The sequence below is a fragment of the Lysinibacillus sp. BF-4 genome (assembly GCF_000743635.1).
Lineage (GTDB): Bacteria > Bacillota > Bacilli > Bacillales_A > Planococcaceae > Metalysinibacillus > Metalysinibacillus saudimassiliensis.
The window spans coordinates 1-1,382 of record NZ_JPUW01000090.1; the positions used below are offsets into that span (position 1 = coordinate 1).

At 35.5% G+C, this 1,382-nt stretch carries 1 protein-coding gene; it reads left to right on the forward strand.

The annotated features are described in order from the left end of the window. Positions 1-208: 208 nt before the first annotated feature. Complete coding sequence (gene tnpB, locus CH76_RS13255; RefSeq protein ID WP_036147360.1) at positions 209-1,333, forward strand: IS200/IS605 family element RNA-guided endonuclease TnpB; 1,125 nt, start codon at positions 209-211, stop codon at positions 1,331-1,333. Positions 1,334-1,382: the final 49 nt, after the last annotated feature.

Genomic DNA, 1,382 nt, shown 5'->3' on the forward strand with positions numbered 1-1,382 from the left:
CGAGTGCTATCTGTAATAGATGAAAAATAGTTTGTGTACGAGTTCCAAAACCCTTTTTCTTTTTGTATGCGTCCACTCTATCTAAAAGAATTTTAGGAAATCGTAATACGACTGATTGTTTTTCCATGTTTTCACCTCCAAAATAATATAAAATAAATATCAACTATGATATAATATGTATATCATAACACACAAGGAGGTGAAAGTCATGTTGGTCAATAAAGCATATAAATTTCGTATCTATCCAAGCAAAGAACAAGAAATACTGATTGCTAAAACAATCGGTTGTTCTCGTTTTGTATTCAATCATTTCCTCGCAAAATGGAACGATACTTATAAGGCAACAAGAAAAGGTTTGACTTACAATTCGTGTTCTTCTCAATTAACCCAATTAAAGAAAGAAGTAGTTTGGTTAAAAGAGGTGGACAGCATTGCGATTCAATCTTCACTCAAAAACCTCGCTGATGCTTATTCTCGCTTCTTTAAGAAGCAAAACGATGCACCTCGCTTCAAGTCCAAAAAGAATAAGGTTCAATCTTATACAACAAAACACACGAATGGAAACATTGCCATTGTAGGCAACAAAATTAAATTGCCGAAACTTGGTCTTGTTCGCTTTGCAAAAAGTCGTGAAGTACATGGTCGTATTCTTAACGCTACGGTTAGACGTAATCCGAGTGGTAAATATTTTGTTTCCATTCTTGTAGAAACAGAGGTGCAACCATTAGAAAAAACAGGTTCTTCTATTGGTATAGATGTTGGATTAAAAACCTTCGCAACTCTTTCAGATGGAACACCATACGAAAATCCAAAGTGGTTTCGTAAACTTGAAGAAAAATTAGCAAACGCACAACGTATCCTTTCCAGACGCACAAAAGGCGGTTCTAATTGGAATAAACAACGAATTAAAGTTGCGCGTATTCACGAAAAAATCACCAATGCAAGAACAGATTACTTGCAAAAAATCTCTACTGAAATCATCAAAAACCACGATGTAATCGGTATTGAAAATTTGCAAGTAAGTAATATGCTAAAGAATCATAAGTTAGCCAAATCTATTAGTGAAGTATCTTGGTATCAATTCAGAACGATGCTTGAATACAAAGCGAAATGGTACGGCAAACAAGTTGTTGCGGTATCTAAAACGTTTGCAAGTTCTCAATTGTGTTCGTGTTGCGGATACAAAAACAAAGACGTTAAGCATCTAAATCTTCGTGAATGGGATTGCCCATCTTGTGGAATACATCACGATAGAGATATTAACGCAGGACAAAATATTAAAAATGAAGCGATAAGACTTCTAACCGTAGGGGCTACGGGGTTAGCCTACTAAATATCTGTTCGATAGAACGGAGTTCGTAGGAATCCCTCACTTCAAACAA

Bases quoted from the DNA above. Each gene is read 5' to 3' on its own strand.
- tnpB (WP_036147360.1), top strand. From the start codon at position 209: ATGTTGGTCAATAAAGCATATAAATTTCGTATCTATCCAAGCAAAGAA.